This is a genomic window from Nostoc sp. PCC 9305 (genome assembly GCF_963920915.1).
Lineage (GTDB): Bacteria > Cyanobacteriota > Cyanobacteriia > Cyanobacteriales > Nostocaceae > Nostoc.
This window is the reverse complement of record NZ_CAWUDN010000005.1, coordinates 99,428-122,970: the sequence shown is the minus strand read 5'-3', so window position 1 is coordinate 122,970 and position 23,543 is coordinate 99,428. Positions and strand designations below refer to the sequence as shown.

Sequence of the window (23,543 nt, the reverse complement as noted above, 5' to 3'; positions counted from 1 at the left end):
ATGAAGTGTAAATGATAAACTCACCCCTATTAATTACGCCGATATTTCTCAACATTTGTGAGAGTATTCACTCACGTTTCTCTAACCTTAATTAGTTCTTCATTAACTTTCAATACACCTCTTGTGTAAATCATTTTTGTCTCACGCATTCCCCTTTATCCGTTCCCGCAAGGTAGGCGCAAATAAGAACTTTTGTAAGAGGTCTAATAAAGAGAATATTAAGAGCAAACTTTTCAAGTAAGTAAGTTGGTACAACAAAACCAAACTATGTAAAGAAAGATAAACTAGATTAAAACCCTCTTCCCTTCTGTCTTATTCCAACGACAAATTTTTACACCGAGCTACTTATGTCTGACACCTCATTTGCTTAGGAAATGTCATATAAATAGAGAAAATATTTACACCGGAATTTCAATGATAAACTCTGTTCCCTCACCGAGAATAGAGTTACAACTCAACTTCCCATTATGAGTTTCTTCAACGATTTGACGAGCGATCGCTAATCCTAACCCTGTGCCTTTACCGACAGATTTTGTCGTAAACAAATGGTCGAAGACTTTATTTTTAACCTCTTCTTTCATACCCTTACCATTATCACTTATATAAATTTTGATAGTATTATCTTCTATCGAAGTCTTAATGATAATCCTGTTAATATTGGCTTGAATTTCCTCAAAGTCATGTCCTATATTAGACTCATCTAAGGCATCAATTGCATTAGCGATTATATTCATAAATACCTGATTTAATTGCCCAGGAAAACATTCTACTTGAGGTAAATTACCGTAGTTGGTGACAACTTCAATAGCAGGACGTTGTTCATTGGCCTTCAGACGATGTTTCAAAATTAAAATTGTGCTATCGATTCCTTGGTGGATATTGAAAGGCACTTTGTAGTCTTGATCGGCACGCGAGAAAGTTCTCAAACTAGTGCTGATATTTTTTAGCCTGTCACACGCCATAGACATGGCATCAATTATCTTAGGCAAGTCTTCTAAGCTATAATCCAAGTCAATATCTTCAGCATGGTTTTTAATTTCATCATTTTTGTGGGGAAAACTTTCTTGATAAAGCTTTAAGTGTTCAACAATATCAGTCACAGTAGGTTTAGCCTGTTTGAGACTGGCAGCAATAAAACCAAGAGGATTATTCATTTCGTGAGCCACACCAGCAACTAAGTTGCCCAGTGCTGACATTTTTTCGCTTTGAACAATTTGTAATTGGGCGTTTTGTAAATCGTTCAATGCTTGTTGCAAATCAAGTGATTTTTGCTGCAAGGCAAGTTCCGCTTGTTTGCGTTCGGCTTCAAGCCGCGCCCTTTCGCTAATATCTCGCATCACAACGACTGCACCGAGTTTGTTACCCGAAGAATCGAAGATCGCTTGTCCGCTAGCTAACAAAATTCTCTTAGAACCATGCTTCGGTGCAATTACCATTTCAGCGTTTTCGACTATTTCCCCTTGCAAGGCGCGAAACAAAGGAATTTCCGTGGTTGATAGAGGTGTTTGCCCATCTGGTTGATAGAGATCGAAATGTTCTGTCCACTGTTCTGCTGGTAATGATTCTACTGGTAAGCCATGAAAGTCACGAGTTGCTTTGTTAAATAAAGTCAATTTGCCACTAGCATCACAAACAACAATCCCATCAGTAATATTGTGAATGATGGCATTCAAAAACTCTCGTTCTTTGGCTAGAGATTCTTCAGCCTGTTTGCCATTGCTAATATCAATCACTACCCCATCCCAGATGATTGCCCCATCGGCTTGTAGCTCTGGCCGAGCCGCAGATTGAATCCATTTCACGGTTCCTGAAGGCAGGATAATCCGCCATTCTTCCTCAAAGGGTGTGAGATTTTGGACAGAGTAGGCGATCGCTTGGGCAATAGCTGGGCGATCGTCAGGATGATTCATATCATAAAGGCTATGTGTTCCTGACATCACCAACTCTGGCTCTAACTCATACAAGTCGAAACAGCCAGAACTAACGTAGGGTGTTGAAGTTGAACCATCTACCTCCAAACGGAATTGGTACACCATCCCAGGAATATTATTTGCTAAATTTTGGAAGCGGATTTCACTAGCCTGCAATTTTGCTAGAGATTGTGCCAATTGTTGGGCATAGTTCCGAGAATTTTGGTAAATTCGGGCATTTTCCAAAGAAATTGCGGCTTGAGTACACAGTAAGTTCAGCAGTTCGACGCGATCGCTTGTAAAGGCTCCCGTTGCCAAATTATTTTCTAGGTACAATACGCCCAGCAATTTACCCTGATGCAAAACTGGGCTGCACAAGATACTCTTGGGCTGCTGTTGCTGAATATACGGGTCATTGAGTAGTTGCGGATGCACCGTGGCATCAGTAATTACTACTGATTGTAAGTTGCGTTTGACATTATTAATTAAGCCAACTGGCACATCAACTGAGTCTTCAACAGGCTGTGGGTTGAGCAACATCGAGTAAAAATCGACGGCAGCCTGATTCTGTACACCGCTCAGGGAAAGCTGTGCTAACGCCTGAACTAGCAACCGATCTGACTCCAAAAGCATGAATACACATTTATCGGCTCCAGCATTTTCAATGACAATATGCAGCAAAGCTGAAAGCAGCTTTTCGAGTTCAATTTCCCCAGAAAGGGTTTGGGAAGCTTTGAGAATGGTAGCTAAATCTAAAGCAACAGAGACGCTGCTATTATCGGAAGTGGCGGAACTGGTGGAGGTGAGACTCCCCAATGTGAAGATAGTTTCGTTAGTTGAGAGGGGAGAACGGGTTTGCTCTAAGATGGGGGCGAGGAGTTGGGGATAGCGTCGTTCCAAGTCGGCGACTTTGGTTTTAGCGCCCCAACGAGCATAGCCATAGTAGGCTTGGGTCATATATTCCTGGCCAATGCGCTGTTTACCCCAGTCGAAATACAACTTAGCGGCCAGTTCATTGGCAAGTGCTTCTTCTTGGGTGTAACCGTGGTCTTTAGCTAGAGTTATGGCGCGATCGTACAAATCTATTGCCTCTGATTTCTGCCCTAACACTCGGTATCGGTCGGCTTCAACTAAATAAAATTTGTGCAGGTAATTTTCTGGAGCATGGTCAGCCCACTTTTTCATTTTTTCCTGATTTTTAGCCACCCGTTGCAGAATGTGTTGCTGTTGTGCCTCACAAACCTGAGAATAGATTGCCAGATTGGCTAGAGAATCATAGGTGTAGCAGAGCGGAACTATGAATAAGCCTGTAGCACCACCTATATAATTTTCAGCAGCGATCGCCGCTGACACCGCCAACTCAAACTTGCCAAACATGTAACACAGACCAAGTTGGTTGGCATAAAAATAATACAGCGCAGTCTGATCGCCCGATCGCTGGAGGGCTGGCACAATTTCCTCTCGATTAAAGGCATTTCCAGTCAGCTGCCAAGGTTCAGCAGAATCGCCAAGCATATTCAAAATTGGTTGCTGAAAAACGGTCAGATGACTGGTAAGACCTTCTTGGTTGAGCTGCTTGAGCTGATCTCGGAAAGCAGCACTCTCTCGGCTAAGATCGCTTAATTCTTTGCCCATAAACCAACAGTATGAGATGTAAATGAATCCGCAAATGGCAGCCGATTCTAAATCTCCCGTTTCCAATCCAACTTCGTAGCCTTCCCGGAGAAACGGTAAGGAGTTCTTGAGCGGCTCTTTCCAATGCCACACGCAACAGTAAATTCCGACATAGACTCTGGATTTCAGTTCTTTGGCATTGAAATGTTCCAGCAACAAGTGTGCTAGTTGTGCAAACTCATAGCCAGAGTCAATCTCTCCTGTCATCCCACAAAGTATCATTCCATAGTAGCCATAGCCAATTGCCGAAAATGAACTATTGCCATATTGAACGGATAAATTGACCTGTTCGAGAACAATAAATGGTAACAGCGCTGGAGTGACAACAAAGGCAGCAGCAGAGACAGTGGCAAGAATCCGTACAACTGCTAATTTGTTAGGATCTGTCATTTGGGGCAAATTGATTAAATCCAGCGGTTGCCTTCCAGCCAAAATGGATTTAGTCGTCTCGAATGCTTTGGCAATATCTGATTGACTGGGTTGCTTTGGCAGGCTGTTTCCTAAACGCTCTACACTCTTGAGGGCAATCTCTACTGCTTCTATAAATTGATGTTGGGCTTGAGCTGCTTGAATTTGAACTTCATAGACCTTAATCGTATCCAACAAGTTTTTAGAGTGTTCTGTAATGATTGCCGCCAATTGTGTCATCTGCTCAAAGTTGCCGCTCAAGTAAGCGGCTTCAGTGGCAGCTTCGTAGAGGGTTAAGGTTAACTCATACTGCGTTTGCCACATATCCTCAGCTAACAAGGCGATGCCCGTAGTGCAATACTCAAATGCGGCTGTATAGGCAGTTGCGGCTCTGGCTTTTTGTCCAGCTTTCAGATTGAGTTGGGCGAGTTCTATTTGCTCAGATAAATCGGCAATTAGGGATTTGCCGATATTAAGTTGGTTAACGATTTCAAATAATTTTTCGTCTTGTTTGGCAACAGGCGTATGAGTCAGTAATAGTTGCCCAATTTTGAGGTGAGCGATCTGTTTTTGTTCGCCTGGAATCAGGAAATAAGCAGCTTGCTGGACGCGATCGTGCAAGAATTTGTAAACCGTCATTTGTCCTCTCTTACAAAGTTCTGATCGGAGGAAATCTCCGCTCAGACTTTGCGCTTTGTCACTTGTCATTTGCAAATGACCAATCACCAATGAGGAATCCTGATAAAACTTGTAAACTTCATTGGTAGGAATGATAAATCCTTCTTGCAATGCTTTCCACAAGTCTGAAGCGGTTTCTGTCTGCGACTTTTCATAAACGATCGCTAACGTCGCCAAATCGAACTGATTGCCGATACAGGCTGCCAGTTTCAGAACATTTTGAGTGATGTCGGGCAATTTTTGAAGTTGTTGTGCCATAAATTCCACCACATCATCAGTGAGAGCAAGCGATCGCACTTGTGCTACATCACACTGCCAAAAACCAACCTCCCAATTAAAGGTAATCAGCCCATCCTCATATAGCGCTTTCAAAAACTGAGTTGTGAAAAAAGGATTGCCTTTGGCTTTTTGATAAACCAACTCTGTTAACGGTAATGCTTGTTCAGTTGCACAACTGAGCGAATCGGCGATTAAATGGTTGACATCTACTTGACTTAAGGGCAATAAAGTCAGAGTGTTGACGCAAGAAGATTCCTTTTTGATTTCATCTAGCATCAACATGAGTGGATGAGCTGCAAACACCTCGTTATCACGGTATGCGCCAATAATGAATAGATAACCGCCATTGCTCTGGGACATCAACAGCTTCAGTAAATTGAGCGATGCCGAGTCTGCCCACTGCAAATCATCGAGAAACATCACCAACGGATGCTCTGGTGTGGTGAAGACTTCAATAAACTTCTGGAACAGCAGATTGAAACGGTTCTGTGCTGCACTGCCCGATAGTTCAGCGATGGGAGGCTGTTTGCCAATCAGCTGCTCTAGTTCAGGAATTACCTCGATCAGAAGTTGTCCGTTCTCCCCAACTGCCGCTAAAATTTTGTTCTGCCATTGCTTTAGCTGAGTATCGCTTTCACGAAGCAACTGTCCGATTAGGTCACGAAAGGCTTGTACAAAAGCAGACAGAGGAATGTTGCGGTTGAACTGGTCGTATTTGCCCTTGATGAAGTAGCCGTTCCAGCGCACAATCGGTTTATGCACTTCATTGACGACTGCGGTTTTGCCAATACCAGAGAAACCTGCCACTAGCATCAGTTGGGAGCCACCATTGGCCACATAACCAAATGCTTCTAATAGTGTCTTTACCTCCGATTCCCGCCCGTAGAGTTTTTCGGGTATGAGAAAGCGATCGCTGATATCGCGCTGTCCTAAATCAAACCAGGTGTGTTTGCCTGTTTCTCGCCACTGTTCTAAGCAGATAACAAGGTCATGTTTAAGTCCTAGCGCACTTTGATAGCGATCTTCGGCGTTCTTCGCCATCAGTTTGCGGATAATTTCGCCCAGCATCAAGGGCAATTCGGGGTTGAAATCACACAGGGAGGGTGGAAGTTTCGCAATGTGGTAATGCACCAACTCCATTGGTTCATGGGATTCAAAGGGCAATTTTCCACTCAGTAATTCAAAGAAAGTCACACCTAAAGAATAGAAGTCACTGCGGTAGTCAATGCCTCTGTTCATCCGTCCGGTTTGCTCTGGCGACAAATAGGCTAGCGTTCCCTCTAGTCCATTGAGGCTCTGGATTTCCTGGGTTTCTCGTGGTAAGAGCGAGGCAATACTAAAGTCAATCAGCTTGATTTGTTTCGTGTCAGGGTGAATCAGGATGTTGGCTGGCTTGATGTCTTTGTGAATGACGCGCTGTTGATGTAACTGGTGTAAAATGTCTAGTAGTTGCAGAGCAATGGGTAAAAATTGCTCTAATGTCAGTGTTTTTCCTTGAGTAAATTGCCGCAAGGAAACACCACCAAAGTCTTCCATGACTAGGGCATAGCCATTATGATGGGCTTCCAGGCTGTAGGGTTTGATAATGCCAGGAATATCTAGGTTTTTAGCGATCGCATATTGGTTGCGAAACTGTAGTAATTCAGTAAAAGTTGGGTATTCTCGTTTTAAGAGCTTGATGACAACTGGTAGGCGTTGGCGAAGCCCACCGTTCGCGTAGCGTCTCGTAGAGAAGGTATCGCATTCTCGAATTGCCCGATACACTTGAGTACGAGAACCTGAATAAAGTTGCTCGATGATTTGGTAGCCAGCAATCTTTAAAGTTCCATCAACTTTTGCGCTCATAAATTTTTACGAAAATCTCTTTATACTAGTGTTATAATTCCCACTACCATATCTTGGTTAACAAGCATTCAAAAAGTTACATTGGATATGGAGCACTGGAGGCAAAGATTAGGAATGCAAACACCTTCATGTAGATATGTCCATCGCTTTTTGGTGATTTACCCAAGTAGCATCAGAACTCCGTCAAAGAGTTTTTGATCTGACAAAGAAAGGCATGAAGCAACAGCAAAGAAGTATTAATTTAGTTGGTGAGTGGCAATAACTTGTGCAGACATAGTTTTACCAGTACCGCTCATCCCAGAAAATAATGCCGTAATGCTCAAGCCGCGAGTACTTTTATTGGCAAATCTCCATTTTTCATAACCCGTTAAGTATCTAAGTATAAATAAACTAAGAGTTTATTTTATATTTAATTATGTCTACCTACTTAGTCGCTGTTGTTTGTGTAGTAATCGTTTCAAGTGGCTCTGGTATCTAGCGCGATCGCATTTTTCAGTAACTATGTCCTACTCCAAGCAATCATATTGACTGCGCTATTTTATGGTTTAAACTCAAATATTTAGCTGATAAAACTGGTCAAACAATTTATCAAATAAAGCATATTATGTTGTCAAATTATTTAGCTCCGTAATTAAAAGTCAAGACGTTATCATGTTTGGCGCTTAGTTGTTTGGCGCGCACAGGACTGTATAGCCGCGCCATTGCTTATGATAGTTGCGTAAGTCCTGTTAAAAATCAAATAGAGTTCCTAATTTTTACTATTTGAATTTAGATTTAATTGGGTGGCAATTCCAAACTCATTTCACCCAACAATCCCTTGCGAAAATCTGTTAAAAGTTGCCTTGCTGCTCGCTCTACATCACCTTTGTAACGATGCTCTGCTAAAGCGTGTAAATAGGTATCTCCGGTGTCTGATGTTGAATCGAGTTGGTAGCGGGACTGTAATGGTTTTTTTGGTAATAAATCTCCTGCTACAGCTTCTAAATAGTTGAGTAAATCCACTAAGGCTGCTGCTACTAACTGGTTATCGTAAGATGCTTCACCGATATCATCACAAATAGCTAATTTCAAGGCTGCATCTTGGTCTTCTAATCTTAGAGGAATGACACCAGGAGCATCTAGCAATTCTAAATGTTCTGAAATTCGCACCCAGCGTAGTTGGCGAGTTACCCCAGGGCGGGCTGCACTTTCCACGACTCGCTTTCCTAACAGGCGGTTAATTAAAGCTGATTTACCGACATTGGGAAAACCAATCACCACAGCCCGCACTGGACGGGGTAACATCCCGCGATCGCTTCTTCTTTGATTAACTTCTACCCCAGCGGCTTGCGCTGCCCGCGCTACTTCTGCTATACCTTTACCATGTTGAGCGTTGGTAAAATAGGGGACTTCTCCTTGACGTTTAAACCAATCAATCCATAGCGATCGCATTTGTGGTGTAATCATATCTACTCGGTTAAGTATCAACACCCGTGCCTTACCTTCTACCCACTCACCTATTTGGGGATGGTGAGTCGCTAAGGGAATCCGAGCATCTCGTACCTCAAACACCACGTCTACGCGCTTCAGCTGTTCTTTGAGCTTCCTTTCAGCTTTCGCAATGTGACCTGGATACCATTGAATCAGGTTTAATCTATAGTTTTGAGTTATAGCCATAGTTAATTACCAAATAAATTATTATCGCTTATCAATTATCATTCACTATGGCTTGATGTAAAATCAGACGGTTGCCATCAGGGTCATAAGCATATATTTCTCTGCCGTGGGAAGCAATGGAAATGTCTCCTGGTGGAGGATAGCCCAAAGCAGTTAGGTAAGCGATCGCATCTTCTAAGTTATTCACCTCTAAACACAAACTTATCTTACTTTTGGCAATCGCTTCAAATTCCGATTCGTTTGTGTTTTTTGGTTTAAAAATACCTAATCGCATACTAACTAAATTAAACTCAGCATAGACGTTCGGAACCAAAGGAACCGGCTTTTGCTCCAGCAATTTGGTATAGAAATTCACTAAATTCTCGAAATTAACCGATGCTATGGTGACAAATGCGTTAATGTATTGAACAACCATATGAGCTTGAAGTTATTTAATTTTTTTGAGACTCTCACTTTTCTAAAGTTCTTAGATTCAGCACTTGCGGCGGTGTCGAATCTGGTGGATAAATCACATCTATACAAAAATCTGCTGTAAATTTAAAACAAAACCAGGGAGAACATCTTCACCCGATAAACTTGTGGGAGATTGTAAAACTTCCGGTGCAAGATTTAGGCGATAAATTATTACTTGTTTATCTTTAGGATTAATTAACCAACCCAGTTGTAAACCATTTGCTAAGTATTCCACCATTTTGGCTTTAGTATCTTCCACATCATCAGTTTCAGAAACCAATTCCACTGCAAAATCAGGACACAAAGGGAGAAATTTCTTTCTTTGTTCTGGGGTAAGAGCATCCCATCTTTCTATGCTGATCCAAGAAGCATCAGGGGAACGAGTTGCCCCATTTGGCAATTTAAACCCAGTAGAAGAATCAAAAGCTTTTCCCAAATTATTTTGATTGCTCCAAAACCATATCTGACCTAATAAATCAAAATTACGGTTTCCCGTTTCTCCCCCAGTCGGTGACATGATAATTAATTCCCCTTCAGCAGTTAACTCTAGTCGTAATTCTTTATTCACGGCTACAATTTGTGCAAATTCCTCATCAGTAAATTGCAGATTAGAAGGTAATTGTAAGGTTAAAGCAGTCATAATTAATTGCGCTCCACAAAAATCCTAGTTGCATCAAACCCATGTGCTGCTAATAGGGAAGATTTAGCCTCTACTTCTACTTTAAGAATTCCCCCCAACAAATGCCCCATTGTTTTATTTTTTAAGACAATTTTGGGGTAGGTAATAGGGGTGAGAGACTGAATGAGAAAACAAAATCTCTAGTATAGTGTTATGTCAACCACCACATACGTACACTAATTTTTGTATTCCAGACTATCCGTTGCCATTCTTTCTCATGATGTAAACTAGGTTTATCCCATGAGAGAAAATAACCTCTCGATTTTGTGGTTAGTCTTGTAAAGGTGTCGATTGCCAAATTATTTGACCACTTGACAAATTAATGTCTTCAAATATATTTAACTTAAAACCCTTACTTGATAAGGGTTTTACTATTTTAGCCTGAAAATAGGCTACTAGAGGCTTGTTGCCAAAATACCTGTCCTCTTTTGGGATTTTGACAAAATATCTGTCCTTTCTTCAAAAACGCTGTGAGCCTACATTTTTATAAAAATTGACAAAATAAATGTCCCTGAAATAGTACAATACAACTACGTTTGTATTAAACAATTATGTAAAAATGCTGAACGATCATACCAATAGCGATCAAGAGGCAGAAAAGGATGAGATTGTGACGGAACTCTCAGCAGATGATAGGCATTTGCTGGATCTGATTCAGCAATTACTAGAACCGTGCGATCGCATCACCTACGGAGAAAAACAAAGGGAAGTAGCAGCCAAACTAGGCAAGTCTGTGCGGACGGTACGGCGGCTAGTAAAAAAATGGGAACAGGAGGGTTTAGCTGCACTCCAAAGCACGACACGGGCTGATAAAGGTAAACATCGAATAGATTCTGATTGGCAGCAGTTCATCATCAATACATATAAGGAAGGCAATAAAGGTAGTAAGCGAATTACTCCCCAACAAGTTGCGATCAGAGTACAAGCAAGGGCGAGTGAATTAGGACAAGAAAAATACCCCAGCGATCGGACTGTGTATCGAGTTCTACAACCAATTATTGAGGAGCAAGAGCAAAAAGCGAGTATTAGAAATCGGGGTTGGCATGGTTCTCGATTATCAGTTAAAACCCGTGATGGCAAAGACCTATCTGTGGAATACAGCAACCATATATGGCAGTGTGACCACACTCGTGTAGACCTATTGTTGGTAGATCAGCATGGTGAACTTTTGGGTCGTCCTTGGCTGACAACAGTTGTAGATACTTATTCTCGTTGCATCATTGGCATAAACTTGGGTTACGATGCACCAAGTTCGACTGTTGTGGCATTGGCATTGCGTCATGCAATTTTACCAAAGCAGTATGGGTCAGAATATGGACTCCATGAAGATTGGGGAACCTACGGCAAGCCAGAACACTTTTATACTGATGGCGGTAAAGATTTTCGCTCAAACCATTTGCAACAGATAGGTGTGCAGTTGGGGTTTGCTTGTCATTTACGCGATCGCCCAAGTGAAGGTGGTATTGTTGAGCGTCCTTTTGGCACTTTTAACACCGATTTATTTTCCACTTTCCCAGGATATACAGGGTCAAATGTACAGGAGCGTCCAGAGCAAGCTGAAAAAGAAGCTTGTCTTACTTTGAGGGAATTAGAACGTCTGCTGGTGCGCTACATCGTGGACAAATACAACCAACGTATTGATGCTCGATTAGGTGATCAAACTCGTTATCAACGTTGGGAAGCAGGGTTAATTGCTTCTCCTGATGTAATTTCAGAAGAAGAATTACGTATCTGTCTGATGAAGCAAACTCGACGCTCAATTTACAGAGGTGGGTATCTGCAATTTGAAAATCTGAGTTACCGGGGAGAAAACTTGGCAGGTTATGCAGGTGAAACCGTTGTACTGCGTTATGACCCTAAAGACATTACAACTGTGTTGGTTTACCGCCAGAAGGCTAATAAAGAAGAGTTTCTAGCCAGGGCATTTGCTCAGGATTTGGAGACTGAGCAATTATCTCTGGATGAGGCTAAAGCTAGTAGTCGCAAGATTCGGCAGGCAGGGAAGATGATTAGTAATCGCTCAATGTTGGCAGAAGTGCGCGATCGCGAAACCTTCGTTCCTCAAAAGAAAACTAAAAAGGAACGCCAAAAGGCAGAACAGACCATAGTTCAAAAGGCTAAACAACCATTAACAGTTGAACTAGAAGAAGAAATTGAAGTGGCATCTGTTGACAGTGAGGCAGAATACCAGATGCCGGAAGTCTTTGATTACGAACAAATGCGCGAAGATTACGGGTGGTAGAAAATGACTTCAAAACAAGCTCAAGCAGTTGCTCAACAGTTGGGTGACATTCCGGTAAATGATGAAAAATTACAAATAGAAATTCAACGATTGAACCGGAAGAGTTTTATTCCCCTGGAACAAGTGCAAATTCTCCATGATTGGTTAGACGGGAAGCGGCAATCAAAACAATCTGGTCGTGTTTTGGGAGAGTCAAGAACGGGTAAAACAATGGGCTGTGATGCTTACCGACTCAGGCATAAGCCCAAACAAGAAGCGGGAAAACCCCCAACTGTGCCTGTTGCTTATATCCAAATACCTCAAGAGTGCAGTGCTAAGGAGTTATTTGCAGCAATTATTGAGCATTTGAAGTATCAGATGACAAAGGGAACGGTAGCAGAGATTAGAGACAGAACGCTGCGAGTTCTCAAGGGGTGTGGAGTGGAAATGCTGATTATTGATGAAGCTGACCGCTTGAAACCCAAAACTTTTGCTGAAGTGCGAGATATTTTTGACAAGTTGGAAATTGCAGTGATTTTGGTGGGTACTGACAGATTAGACGCTGTAATCAAGCGAGATGAGCAAGTTTATAACCGTTTTCGTGCCTGTCATCGGTTTGGTAAGTTTTCTGGTGAAGATTTTAAGCGAACTGTGGAGATTTGGGAAAAACAAGTTTTAAAACTGCCAGTAGCTTCTAATCTTTACAGTAAGACAATGCTGAAAACCTTGGGTGAGGCAACAGGAGGTTACATTGGATTGCTGGATATGATTCTTAGAGAATCAGCAATCAGGGCATTAAAAAAAGGATTATCAAAGATTGATTTAGAAACCCTGAAGGAAGTAGCAGCAGAGTACAAATAATGGAAGCCCCAGAGATTCAACCTTGGCTGTTTCAAATAGAACCTTTAGAGGGAGAAAGTTTGAGTCACTTATTAGGGCGTTTTCGACAGGCAAATGATTTAACGCCTACTGGGTTAGGTAAAGCCGCAGGACTTGGGGGAGCGATCGCCCGATGGGAAAAATTTCGGTTTAATCCCCCACCGTCTCGCCAGCAATTAGAGGCATTGGCTAAGGTTGTAGAGGTTGATGCTGATAGGCTAGCGCAGATGTTACCGCCTGCTGGGGTGGGGATGAAGCTTGAGCCGATTCGGTTATGTGCAGCTTGTTATACTGAGTCGCCTTGTCACAAGATTGAGTGGCAGTTGAAGGTAAAGCAGGGGTGCGATCGCCACAAGTTAACATTACTTTCGGAATGCCCAAACTGTGGGGCTAGGTTCAAAATTCCAGCATTGTGGGTTGACGGTTGGTGTAGTTCCTGTTTTCTACCTTTTGGAGAAATGAGAAAATCACAGAAGATTATTTAGCAGCGATCGCTCGCGTTCTACAACTCCAGCAATAGTGAGAAGTTTTATAGTAAAAGCTTGACATAAATCGCACGTTGCTAGCAGTAATTTATCTATTCATTTATGTCAGGAATGCCAAGGCGTTGATATAATTCTTCCTGCTTAGGATAGAGGAAAGAGTCTTTATAAGTTTTGTGGGTTTGTGCAGCTAACTCTTTTAGCACATTATTAAATGTTTTTTGTCCTAAATTTTGAAGGACTTGAGATAAGTGAATTCCTTCTACCAGATGAGGTTGTAAACGTTCTAGCTCACCTATTGAAAGTATTTGCCAATCAAGATTAATGATGCCTTCATTTCTTAATAAATCATTAATATGATTACGAAACCAATCACTATTAATTAGATACACTTCCTCAAGAGAGACTAATACAGGCTTGAATTTGCTACATCCGTAAAATTTTTCAAGACCAGGCAATTTTTTTTGACAAGCTTTTATAAATTCATCTAATTGCTTCAAACCTTTTATTACTTGCTTCAAACTTTCATTTATGTCTTCCTCGGTAGCCATAGTCTTAGCATCTTTCTTTAACTTAACTGCCTTGCATTCAAAAAGAATAGTCATACTACCGTCAATAATTGCGTAGTCTGGCTTCTTGCCACTATAGGAGCTACTTATTTGATTCTCATCAAAAATTAGCTCAGAAGTAATACAATTATTTAATACAATCCCTAAATAATTTTCTAAAACATGACCAAAGTAATCGGAAAAGATATTAGTAAATTTATTAAATAGCTGGTAGTATATACCAATACAATTTCTTCTATCTATTAAATCAGGTATAGGCGCACTTATAATATTATTACCATAATCTGTAAATCCTGTACCTCTACAAGGATAGATTATGGGAAATTCTAAGAGTGGACTTATATCATACATTTTAAAACGACGGTCTCCTGCTTGTCGCTTTTCATAGAGGTTAGTTAACTGCTTTTGATCGCCTGCTATCTGACTAATAGCTAGAGATATACCCTGCTCATCTGGAATATTAATTCCCTTTATACGCGCTTGACGTACTATATCATCCAGCGAAAAAGTTGAATATTGGCGTAAATATGAAGATATAACGACCATCAAATTGATAAACTCAGGAACAGATACACCATTGAGATTCTCAAATTCTTTAATCAAATCAAACTTAGGTACTCCTTTCTTGCCAACTAAAGTAGGAGGAATTTCATGATATAGGAATATTGGTCTAGTAAATTGGCTATACTTAGAAATATTAAAGGGGAATTGCTGGTTTACTACTCTAATTAAGAGAAATATAGGATTGGAGGCATTGAAATCAGTGTGTAAGTCATTATCGAAAATTATTGGATCTATGCTCTGATATTTCCAGATAAGATTAATAAGTTTAGTTAGATTTCCTGAAGATATACCTTTTTTTTGCTGTATATTTTTGCTTGGCAGCGAGAATCTAATAGCAAATAAAGCTGCTCCTGCAATTACAAAAGGATGTTCTGCTGTTTTTCCATAAATATGTAACGAGTGTAAAATGTCTCCCAATCTAAATTTTCTGAATTCAGAACCTATTTTAGATTCAAACTTATCCAAATCATCTAAAGTGTTAATTTTCATCTTTTATTAACTTTTTTCTGTAACTGTTTTTCTGAATCTTCCCAATCACGTAGATAAGCTGACATGAAGCACTTAAACAACTTACCGTGATTGGGAACGAGTAAATGCACCAATTCATGAACAATCACAAACTCGCCTAGTTCTTTTGGTAAGTCTAACAGTTCAGTATTCAAGGTTAAGCGTCCTGTAGTGGAGATAGAAGCCCACTTGCGCTTCATAGGACGCAGTTGAATTTGGTTGATTGTAACTTGAATGCGATCGCACCATTCACCCACAGCATTTTTTAGTTCTTGTGCATCTTTCCAGTGTGGCTTATCGTTAGTTGAAATTATCATTAGACTTGTTCTAATTTCAGTAATTTGTAAATAATTTCAATCGTTATCCAAAAACGTTGTAATGGAGTTAACTATAAGCATATTAACTTGCATAAGCTTGACTCAGCAGCGTAAAAAGTTTATCAACAACTGCTGTTACTTGATCCAAATCATCGATTTCAGCAAAAATTGCAAAAGTCACTTCTTTCCGCAACTCTCTTAATTCTGCTTCACTAGTTCGCCAATTGGGATACTCGATGAAGGCTTGTTTAATTTGATTACTCACGGCTTCAGGATTATTAACGCCTGCATCCTGTAGGGTTTGAAAGACAAAAAACGTTAAACTATCAAAGCCTCGCCTAGCCTGTTCTTTCTTACGCTGCTCATTTTGGGTAATTTCTTCCAGTAGTGTCTCTAAAGATTCTTGAGTATTACTCTGGCGGTTCTCAAAATTTTCTTGAACGGTTTTGGCTCGTTCTGCCATTGCTATGAGGAAAGGGTCATCGGGGTTTTCGTCGGCAGCTTTTGCAATACTTTTGATGAGGTTGATGACTTTGGTGGTTTCTCCCCCTTGTTTGGCTTTGATGACTTCCAGGGTTTGAGCATTGATTTCAACGAAATCTGTTACAGTTGCGATCGCAGTTGTGCCAATATGTTTTTGTACGAGTTCATCGGTCTTGCGCTGCAATGCTTTATCGACGTAAACCCTTTTGCTGTAAGCTCTGCGGATTACTTCATAGATAGAGGACAGGGTAGCATAGTCGTCCATGTACGGGCGCAGAAAAGCATCAGGAGAGATAATTTCATAGAGCATTTCTAGCTCTTTATAAGCTTTAAAAAAGGCTTTTCTGCGTTCTTGATCACGAAAATTCTCAATGATATCATCTACGTCTTTATCGTTGAAATTGTGTTGAATCAAGCTCAAATAGGTTGGGGCTAACTGCTCCATTTTGTTTTTGAACAAGGTTTTGAGCAAGTGCAAATCTTTGATAATGGCATTAATCTCTTCGCTGTCGAAAGCAAGGGCTTTTTCTAGTTTGTCGAAAATACCCACAAAATCCAGCACAAAACCATGTGGTTTCACCATCTCCTGCGCTTCGCTTTCATAGGGGCGGTTTACACGAGCGATCGCTTGTAACAAGGTATGATCTCGCATGGGTTTGTCGAGATACATAGCATAGAGCAGAGGAGCATCAAACCCAGTCAGCAGTTTCTCGGTAACAATCAGTATTTTGGGATATTCCCCAAATTTGGTGAAGTTTTTACGAATTTGCTTTTCGGTTTTGTCATCGATGTGGTGGGCTTTGAGTTCTTGGGTATCGTTATTGTTTCCCGTATAAACAACTGCGGAGTATTCAGCAGGCAAATATTTATCTAAGGCTTGTTTATATTTAGCGCAGGCGGGACGGTCAACAGCGACTAAAAAGGCTTTATAACCAAGTGGTTCAACGTTTTGGGTGTAATGCTTGGCGACAGATTTCGCTACCTCATCTACTCGTTGGTCAGCTTTGAGGAAGTTTTTTAAATTGACGGCACGATCTAGAATTTTATTTAGCTCGGCAATATCATTAATGCCTTCGGTTGCTGCCAAGTTAAGAAATTCCTCTTCCATGATTTGGCTTGGTACAAGCATCTTGTTGGGAGCAACATTGTAGTAAAGAGGTAATGTTGTTCCGTCTTCGATACTTTCGGCAATAGAATATTTATGCAGATAGCCCTGTTCGTCATCTGTACCGAAGGTTTTAAATGTGCCTTTACCGTAGCTAGTTTTATCTACGGGTGTGCCAGTAAAGCCGATAAAGGTGGCATTAGGTAGTCCTGCCATCAAGAATGTTCCTAAATCACCCCCGGTGGTGCGGTGTGCTTCATCAATGAAAATATAAATATTTTTTCTCAGGTTAATCTTGGCGGGCATATCGCGGAATTTATGGATCATGGTAACGATAATGCCCCGATAATCATCTTTTAGTAGTTGATTAAGGGTGGTAATGCGATCAGCGTGTTGAACGTTATTCAGCCCCAAGTTACTGAGGTTCCTGAGCATTTGATCTTCCAGTTCGTTGCGGTCAATCATTAGCAAAATCGTCGGTTTATCGCTCTGTGGGGATTTAAAGAGCATTTCCGCCGTTTTAATCATGGTGAAGGTTTTACCACTGCCTTGGGTATGCCAGACAAGTCCTTTAGTGTGTTCAGGATCGTGACAGCGTTCAATGACATTCTCAACTGCGGTGGTTTGGTGTTGATGCAGAATAAATTTTTGCAGAGTTTCTTCTTTTTCTGCAAAGAGAATATAGTTTTGCAGGAGTTTGAGAATATAGTTAGGCTGACAAAAGCTCTTAATTTTTGCCTCTAGTTGACCGATTTGTTCTGCTTTCCAGTTAAAGATGTTGCGCCGTACAATATTCCATGTCACCCCGTAAGAAAAGCCAATAGCTTCGGTGGCGGTAAAAATCATTTGAGGGACGAATAACTCCGGGGTTTCGTCATGGTAGCGACGGATTTGGTCAATGCCTAATGCTATGGCTTCATCTTTAGTGGCGTTTTTGCATTCGATGACCAAGATAGGAATACCGTTGATCAAAAAAACTACATCTTCCCGTATGCCGTTTTTGCCATTATGAATATAGTATTCTTCGGTGATTTCGTAGGTGTTTGCGGTTAGGCTAGGGTCGTTATATTCAATCAGTTTTAGATCAAGTTCCCGATTTTCGGCAGCGTAGAAATATTTGCCTTGGTTACGGAGATAGGTGAGAAAGTCTCGATTTCCAAAGATGTCAGTAGGCAGGTTACTCAGTAGGGCAATAAGTACCCCTTGGGCTTCGCTGTACTTGGGGTTAAATTCGCGGACTTTTTGATAGAGGATATCGTTAAAATAGATAGAAGCTTGGGCAGCTTTGTCTTGAATCTTGCCACTGTGGTTATTAAAGCCTCTCCTGGTTTCGGCTTCGTGACGAGATACAAATTTCCAGCCGATTTCTTGGGCGTAAAGAATAATACGGCTTTGAACGGTCTTGTGTTCCCCTGGTTTGGGCATGATAGTAAATTTTAGGTTTAAGTTAATAAAAAAGCTTAATCTAGGTTGGTTTAGGTGGCTCTATATGTTTGTTGCGGACTATTGGAGGGCTTTTCTTGTTTTAGTTTTTCTGATCGCAGAAGTGGAGTTAAATATTGAGTTTGTAAATAATCCTGATTACGATCTAAAATTGTGGCGATCGCAGAAGAAGATAAGCTCTTCCAGCTACAAAGCTCTATAATGGCAGTTTTTACCTCATCATGATTTGAACGTCTACCCAGTTTTTGAATCTTAGTTCTTAACTGCTCAGGCATCTGTACAAGATAATTTTGACGCTCATCAGTCTTGGAATGGTCTTCCTGGTCTTCTAACGGTAGATTTATAACTAGCTGCTTATGCTCTTGATGTTGATTGTTATGTAGGGAGTGACTCCCTAGATTAGATTCCTCTGGCTTGGTTAACTCCCTAGATAAGCCGTTATCTAGGGAGTCACTTCCTAGATTAGATTTCTCTGGCTCGGTTAACTCCCTAAATAAGTCATTGTCCACTAATGCTGAAGCGAGAGTGTAGCAAGTAGCTGATCCTTTGCCTTGTTGTTCGAGTAGTCCAGCATCCCGTAAGCGTCTCAGGTGTTGACTGGCTGTGAGAGTATCAACATCATTGGTGACACGGTAAATCAAATTATTAATACTTCCAGCTTTTCTCAGCACGACCAATGCTTTGGCTTCATCATTGCTTAATCCATAGTCTTTAAATTGTTTCAGCCACTCAATATCTTCTGTGTCAAGCAGATGATGGGTGAAAAGGGTAACGTGAAAATAATCTCTATCTCGATTTGAAACAAACAGAGGTAGGGTCAAATTTGCTTCCAGCATTGTCTCTAGCATCACCTTTCCTCCAGATCCTTTCGTTTCTGCAATACCTACTTCATGGAGAACTGCGGCAATTTTTTCGTTACAGAGTTTTTGAGCCAGGTTGGTCAAGTTCATCTGTAGGTTTGAGAGAATAACCGGGATTACGAATTTCCAGACGATCAGAGAAACGAATAATCTGGACAGGACTCCGTTCTCGATAGTTACGGTGCATTAAGGCATTAACGATCGCCTCTCGGATAACTTTACGAGGAATAAGGGGGGTTTCTCGGCGGTGAATGCCATTTTCTGAAAGGTTGAAGGCTTTGGGAAGATCGTTAAGGATGAGGGTGGTTAATTTGGGAATGGCTAATAGTAGAGGTTCACGGATTTCGAGACTTTGATAACGCTTATCTGGATCTGAAACCCACTCTTTACCTTCTATAAGGATGTAGTCGATGCGGTGCATGGGAAAATAACGCCGCAGGGCGATTGCTTTCCCAAATAATATTAATCCAGCGATGGTAGGACAGTATTCTCCTTTTTGTGTTGGATGTCGGGCGATCGCATTTAGAGCATAGAGCAATTGCTGATCGTCAAAATTAAGTTCACTGGCATTGGAGTTTAGAGCTTGTCTTTCTCTGCGGTAAGTGGCGATCGCTTCTGGATCTAAATCGTCGAGGGTGGCATCTGGGAAAATTGTAGTGTCGTAGGTTTGGGCATTACGTTCTTGATAAAAAAGTTCAATATCTCTATCAGTGCATTTTTGATCTGTTGAAGCAATACGTCTAAATGCACCTTGGGGAAGTCCTCTTTTAGTAATATAGACAGGTTTTTCTGATGGTTGAACTTCTGGGATAAAAGCAACAATCACGATTTTTCCGTCTTTGTTAGCAGTTTCTGTTTGGGGACGAATAGTGATATTAAAGACTTCTCGGCATTGGGTGGCTAAATCTCGTTGTATTTTATCAGGATCTGCTATTCCTTCAATTTCATAATTATTGGTATCACTTTCTTCTGATGATTTGATACCAAGTATAAGATAACCCCCTCCTAGACTAGATTCATTAGAAAATGCGCTAATAGTTTCCCAGCAACTTTTACCAACCTCTGAGCATTTTTTTGCTTCTATTTCTACGCCTTCATCTTCGATAGTGAGGAGTTCCCAGAGTTCATCAAAGTTAAGCATTTTTATTAATCTCCTCCCTGTAGTTCGAGATTTAGGGTGGAAATATTAAGGTTATCAACTCGGATTTGGGCGGTCATGAGTTGATGGAGTAAAGTATAGAATAAGTCTTGTAATTGTTTTTTTATTAATAAATAGTTAGTAATTTGTGTGTCAAGCTTTGATAAAATATCAGCTATTTCTATCTGCTCATCTAAACTTGCTTGTGGGACAAGCATTCGCTGTAAAGTCCCTGAATTAATATTAAATTTTCCATCGGCTGTGCGAATTGCTTGGCCTGAAAGAAATGAAGTTCCGATATCAGTCCGTGTATATTCATCTAAAAAAGTAGGCAATAGTTTATCTTTATTAAGGCGAACCCGAATTAGGTATGATGCAAAATAGCAATCATTTCCAAGTTCATCTCGATATATTGAACATCTTCCCGAATTCTCTTTAGTGCCATTAGTCCTTACAAAAAGAAGATCACCATCAAGCAACTTAAGAGATTGAATTTCATTAGGCTTAGGCTGACCATACTTAAGATCAGATATATCTATATAACCACCAATTACATTAGGAATTCTTAAAACAGGTTTACCATCCTTATCGTAATCACATTTTACAGAAGTTCCATACTGAAATGATTCAGCAGTATCTTTAAGTTTAACAACATCCCAACTATGAGGAATAAAACCTATTTCAGTTTTCTTTTGCGGTTCACCACGAGTTCCTTCTGTGAATAGTTTCTGCATTAGAGCTTTTTTCAGTTCAGTTGTAAGGGTGATGAGTTGCTCTTGTTGTGCGATCGCATCCTGCACCAATGACAACACCCCCGCAATTTTTCGCTGTTCTTCTAGGGGAGGTTTTGGAAGATAAGCAGGTTCAAGGTCTTTTTTATTTAGTTGAGGTAAACAACCAGGCTCGGTAAACTTAATAAGATCAATTGTTAAGAAATAATGATATAAAAACTCTGGTATAAATTCTTCACTTGGAATCACAGCTATAAGATTCGGATCAAGAATTGCTATCTCTCCAAGTAAACGCTTTTTATTTGTTGCTATTGCAGCACCTCTTTTAGGGAAAATAATAGCTTTACGTGGGATACACTTCCCAAAATTAAATCTAGATGGATCTGGATAAAATTCAATATTAGATTTGGTTATAGTATATTTATTTACGTCTGAATTCATGTCAGAAACTTTAAGAGCTAGAACACGAGGAAAATCTGGATTTCTTGTGTCAATATTCTCAATCTCTTGAAATGATATTGAACTACTTTTTACCTGACATAACTTGCCTAATAGAACGAAATCCCAATTCTCTGGAATACAACTAATATCTGTTTGCTTTTTAGAGTCATTACAATTTATCTTCATATTTAAAAAAGCCTCAATCTCAATCTTTACCTAAACCTTCCCAAAACTTTTTTCAAAGCTTCATTAGTCGCTTCTGCTTCTTTCTCCAATACCTCCAACTCATCTAAAATCTCCGCAATCGGTCGAAACTCCTCCTCTTCCGCCACATGAATATAACGGGATGGCGAAATATTATAATCGTTACGGGCAATGTCATCCTTAGAAACAATGCAACTAAATTTATCCTCCTCCTGCCAACTTAAAAACGTGCTGGCAATACGCTCAATTCCCTCATCAGGAATGTAGTTTTTCGGATCGCCCTTGGCAAATACCAAACTTGCATTGATCAAAAATAGCTTACCTTGTCGTTCTTTGGGTTTAGCCCGATTCAAAAACAAAAGAACCCCTGGCGCAGAAGTGTTGTAGAACAGATTTTCTGGTAAATAAATCACTCCTTCAATCAAATCTTGCTCTACAAACCACTTCCTAACTTCCTTCTCTTTATTCTTATTGGCATTCCCCGAACCCCGTGACGCTGCACCTGTATCCAAAACGAACGATCGCCGCTTTTCCGGTTTTATCTAAAGATGCCGAAATATGCTGCACCCAACCCCAATCAGCCGATGAACCTGGATAACCTGCTCCCTTGGGGAAACGTCCCAACTCATCCCCGTCATAATCCTTCTCTATGAACCATTTTTGATTCCACATGGGATTAGCCACCACTCGCTCAAACTGAGCTAATTTCCCAGCTTGCATGAATTTTGGATGGCGAAAGGTATCCCCAATTTCGATTTTCCCCTCCATATCGTGGATAATCATATTCATGTTTGCCATTGCCCAAGTATTTCCCGTGTATTCTTGCCCATAAAGTTGCAAAGGTGCAAACTTTTCTGTTAAACCTTGGGATTCTTGCAATACCAACTGACACTTAATCAACAAACCCGCCGAACCACAACAGGGGTCATAAATCGCCATCCCTGGCTCTGGTTGCATAATCTTGGCCATGATTAGCCCCACTTCCTTGGGTGTGTAAAATTCCCCTGCTGACTGTCCCGAACCTTCGGCAAACTTGCGAATCAAATACTCATAACTGCGTCCAATGACATCTGGCTCTACGTCCTTTAACCCCAGACGCTTCTGTGAGATTTTTTCAATCAGGTTCGAGAGGCGATCGTCATCCAGGTCACGCTGTCCGTGAGTAGTGGCATTAAAATCAACGCGATTAATAATCCCATTCAATAAAGGATTAGCCTTAGCAATTTCGCGCAAATAATCCGTTAACTTCTCCCCAATCTTGTCCGAAAGCTTGCGAATCAAAGACCAAACTGGATCATCAGGATTCTGTGGTTGCAGTGGCAAATAAAACCTCACTAAATTATGATCCATTGCCACCAACTTAAACGCCTTGGCACGAGAACCTACCTTCTCGGCAATCCGATTTAGCTCATCATCGAACACATCACATAGTCGTTTAGTAAAAATCAACGGCAGAATAAAATCCTTATACTTCGCTGCTTCCTGCGCCCCGCGAATACTACAAGCGGCATCCCATATCCAGTTTTCCAGGGACTTATCCCCATTACCATTACGTTCAACCATCTATGTTTTCGTAGCTCCTTTAAGCTTTTAATTTTTGCTGTAGTTGCTGATAAATCTCATCCAACCACACCGGAATCACAGGCTGACCTTCATCCAAAGATGCGATCGCCTTTTTTCTGTCAAACTCCATAAGCTCAAGCGATCGCTCCTGTGCTTGGGACAACAACATAAACCGCTTACCTTTACCTGAAGTAAATAACTCCGGCTCTTGGTCTTTCAGCTTTTTCAGTGTGGTGCTGGCTATGTCAAAACTTAACCCCACAGATAGCCAATATGACATTGCAGCCAGTTCCAACAAATTAGACTTTGAGTAATAAATACTACGTCCTGTCCCAGTATCACTGATTACAGGAACAATCACCCCCCTCTCTCGCCAATACTGTAGCTGACGAAGGGTGCAGCCTGTGATTTCAGCAGCTTCCTTGCTTGTAAAAAATGTCTCCTGCATACAATT

At 40.9% G+C, this 23,543-nt stretch carries 16 protein-coding genes; 3 read left to right on the top strand and 13 right to left on the bottom strand.

All coding sequences use genetic code 11. The annotated features are described in order from the left end of the window. Nucleotides 1-398 precede the first annotated feature (398 nt). From ACM0OX_RS03555 to ACM0OX_RS03540, 4 genes are all read right to left on the bottom strand, one after another. Nucleotides 399-6,794 carry an AAA family ATPase gene (locus tag ACM0OX_RS03555; RefSeq protein WP_414513130.1) on the bottom strand — a complete coding sequence of 2,132 codons (6,396 nt, stop codon included), beginning with the start codon at nt 6,792-6,794 and terminating at the stop codon, nt 399-401. Nucleotides 6,795-7,568: 774 nt separating this feature from the next. Beyond that, nucleotides 7,569-8,450 carry a ribosome biogenesis GTPase YlqF gene (gene ylqF, locus ACM0OX_RS03550; RefSeq protein WP_334838814.1) on the bottom strand — a complete coding sequence of 294 codons (882 nt, stop codon included), beginning with the start codon at nt 8,448-8,450 and terminating at the stop codon, nt 7,569-7,571. Nucleotides 8,451-8,481: 31 nt separating this feature from the next. After that, nucleotides 8,482-8,865, bottom strand: coding sequence for a VOC family protein (locus ACM0OX_RS03545; RefSeq protein ID WP_414513128.1), 384 nt, complete (start codon nt 8,863-8,865; stop codon nt 8,482-8,484). A gap of 99 nt (nt 8,866-8,964) precedes the next feature. Next, entirely contained in the window at nt 8,965-9,543 is a 579-nt protein-coding gene (locus ACM0OX_RS03540; protein ID WP_414513126.1) for a Uma2 family endonuclease, read from the bottom strand. 598 nt (nt 9,544-10,141) lie between these two features. On the opposite strand from ACM0OX_RS03540, the gene ACM0OX_RS03535 reads away from it, so the two are divergent. Genes ACM0OX_RS03535 through ACM0OX_RS03525 form a run of 3 tightly spaced genes read left to right on the top strand, consistent with a single transcriptional unit; the run spans nt 10,142 to nt 13,167 of the window. Then, entirely contained in the window at nt 10,142-11,824 is a 1,683-nt protein-coding gene (locus ACM0OX_RS03535) for a Mu transposase C-terminal domain-containing protein (protein ID WP_414513124.1), read from the top strand. Between the two features lie 3 nt (nt 11,825-11,827). Next, nucleotides 11,828-12,664 carry a TniB family NTP-binding protein gene (locus ACM0OX_RS03530; RefSeq protein WP_190881881.1) on the top strand — a complete coding sequence of 279 codons (837 nt, stop codon included), beginning with the start codon at nt 11,828-11,830 and terminating at the stop codon, nt 12,662-12,664. Beyond that, on the top strand, nt 12,664-13,167 hold the full coding sequence (locus tag ACM0OX_RS03525) for a TniQ family protein (RefSeq protein WP_414513121.1): 504 nt from the start codon (nt 12,664-12,666) through the stop codon (nt 13,165-13,167). Before ACM0OX_RS03530 ends, ACM0OX_RS03525 begins: the two co-directional genes overlap by 1 nt. A gap of 92 nt (nt 13,168-13,259) precedes the next feature. On the opposite strand, the gene ACM0OX_RS03520 is transcribed toward ACM0OX_RS03525, so the two are convergent. From ACM0OX_RS03520 to ACM0OX_RS03480, 9 genes are all read right to left on the bottom strand, one after another. Then, entirely contained in the window at nt 13,260-14,786 is a 1,527-nt protein-coding gene (locus ACM0OX_RS03520) for a hypothetical protein (RefSeq protein ID WP_414513119.1), read from the bottom strand. Beyond that, entirely contained in the window at nt 14,783-15,121 is a 339-nt protein-coding gene (locus ACM0OX_RS03515; protein ID WP_414513117.1) for a M48 family metallopeptidase, read from the bottom strand. The genes ACM0OX_RS03520 and ACM0OX_RS03515 overlap by 4 nt, the downstream gene beginning before the upstream one ends. Nucleotides 15,122-15,203: 82 nt before the next feature. Next, nucleotides 15,204-18,134 (bottom strand): type I restriction endonuclease subunit R, encoded by a 2,931-nt coding sequence (locus tag ACM0OX_RS03510; protein ID WP_414513115.1) that lies wholly within the window; start codon nt 18,132-18,134, stop codon nt 15,204-15,206. 50 nt (nt 18,135-18,184) lie between these two features. Beyond that, nucleotides 18,185-19,102, bottom strand: coding sequence for an ATP-binding protein (locus ACM0OX_RS03505; RefSeq protein WP_414513113.1), 918 nt, complete (start codon nt 19,100-19,102; stop codon nt 18,185-18,187). Beyond that, nucleotides 19,068-20,153 (bottom strand): RNA-binding domain-containing protein, encoded by a 1,086-nt coding sequence (locus tag ACM0OX_RS03500; RefSeq protein WP_414513111.1) that lies wholly within the window; start codon nt 20,151-20,153, stop codon nt 19,068-19,070. The genes ACM0OX_RS03505 and ACM0OX_RS03500 overlap by 35 nt, the downstream gene beginning before the upstream one ends. A gap of 5 nt (nt 20,154-20,158) precedes the next feature. Then, nucleotides 20,159-21,508, bottom strand: coding sequence for a restriction endonuclease subunit S (locus ACM0OX_RS03495; protein WP_414513109.1), 1,350 nt, complete (start codon nt 21,506-21,508; stop codon nt 20,159-20,161). A gap of 26 nt (nt 21,509-21,534) precedes the next feature. Further along, nucleotides 21,535-22,038 carry an N-6 DNA methylase gene (locus ACM0OX_RS03490; protein WP_414513107.1) on the bottom strand — a complete coding sequence of 168 codons (504 nt, stop codon included), beginning with the start codon at nt 22,036-22,038 and terminating at the stop codon, nt 21,535-21,537. Continuing rightward, nucleotides 21,995-23,089: a type I restriction-modification system subunit M gene (locus ACM0OX_RS03485; RefSeq protein WP_414513105.1), complete on the bottom strand. Its 1,095-nt coding sequence runs from the start codon at nt 23,087-23,089 to the stop codon at nt 21,995-21,997. Before ACM0OX_RS03485 ends, ACM0OX_RS03490 begins: the two co-directional genes overlap by 44 nt. 19 nt (nt 23,090-23,108) lie before the next feature. Beyond that, nucleotides 23,109-23,537, bottom strand: a complete 429-nt coding sequence (locus ACM0OX_RS03480) for a MerR family transcriptional regulator (RefSeq protein ID WP_414513103.1) — start codon at nt 23,535-23,537, stop codon at nt 23,109-23,111. Nucleotides 23,538-23,543: the final 6 nt, after the last annotated feature.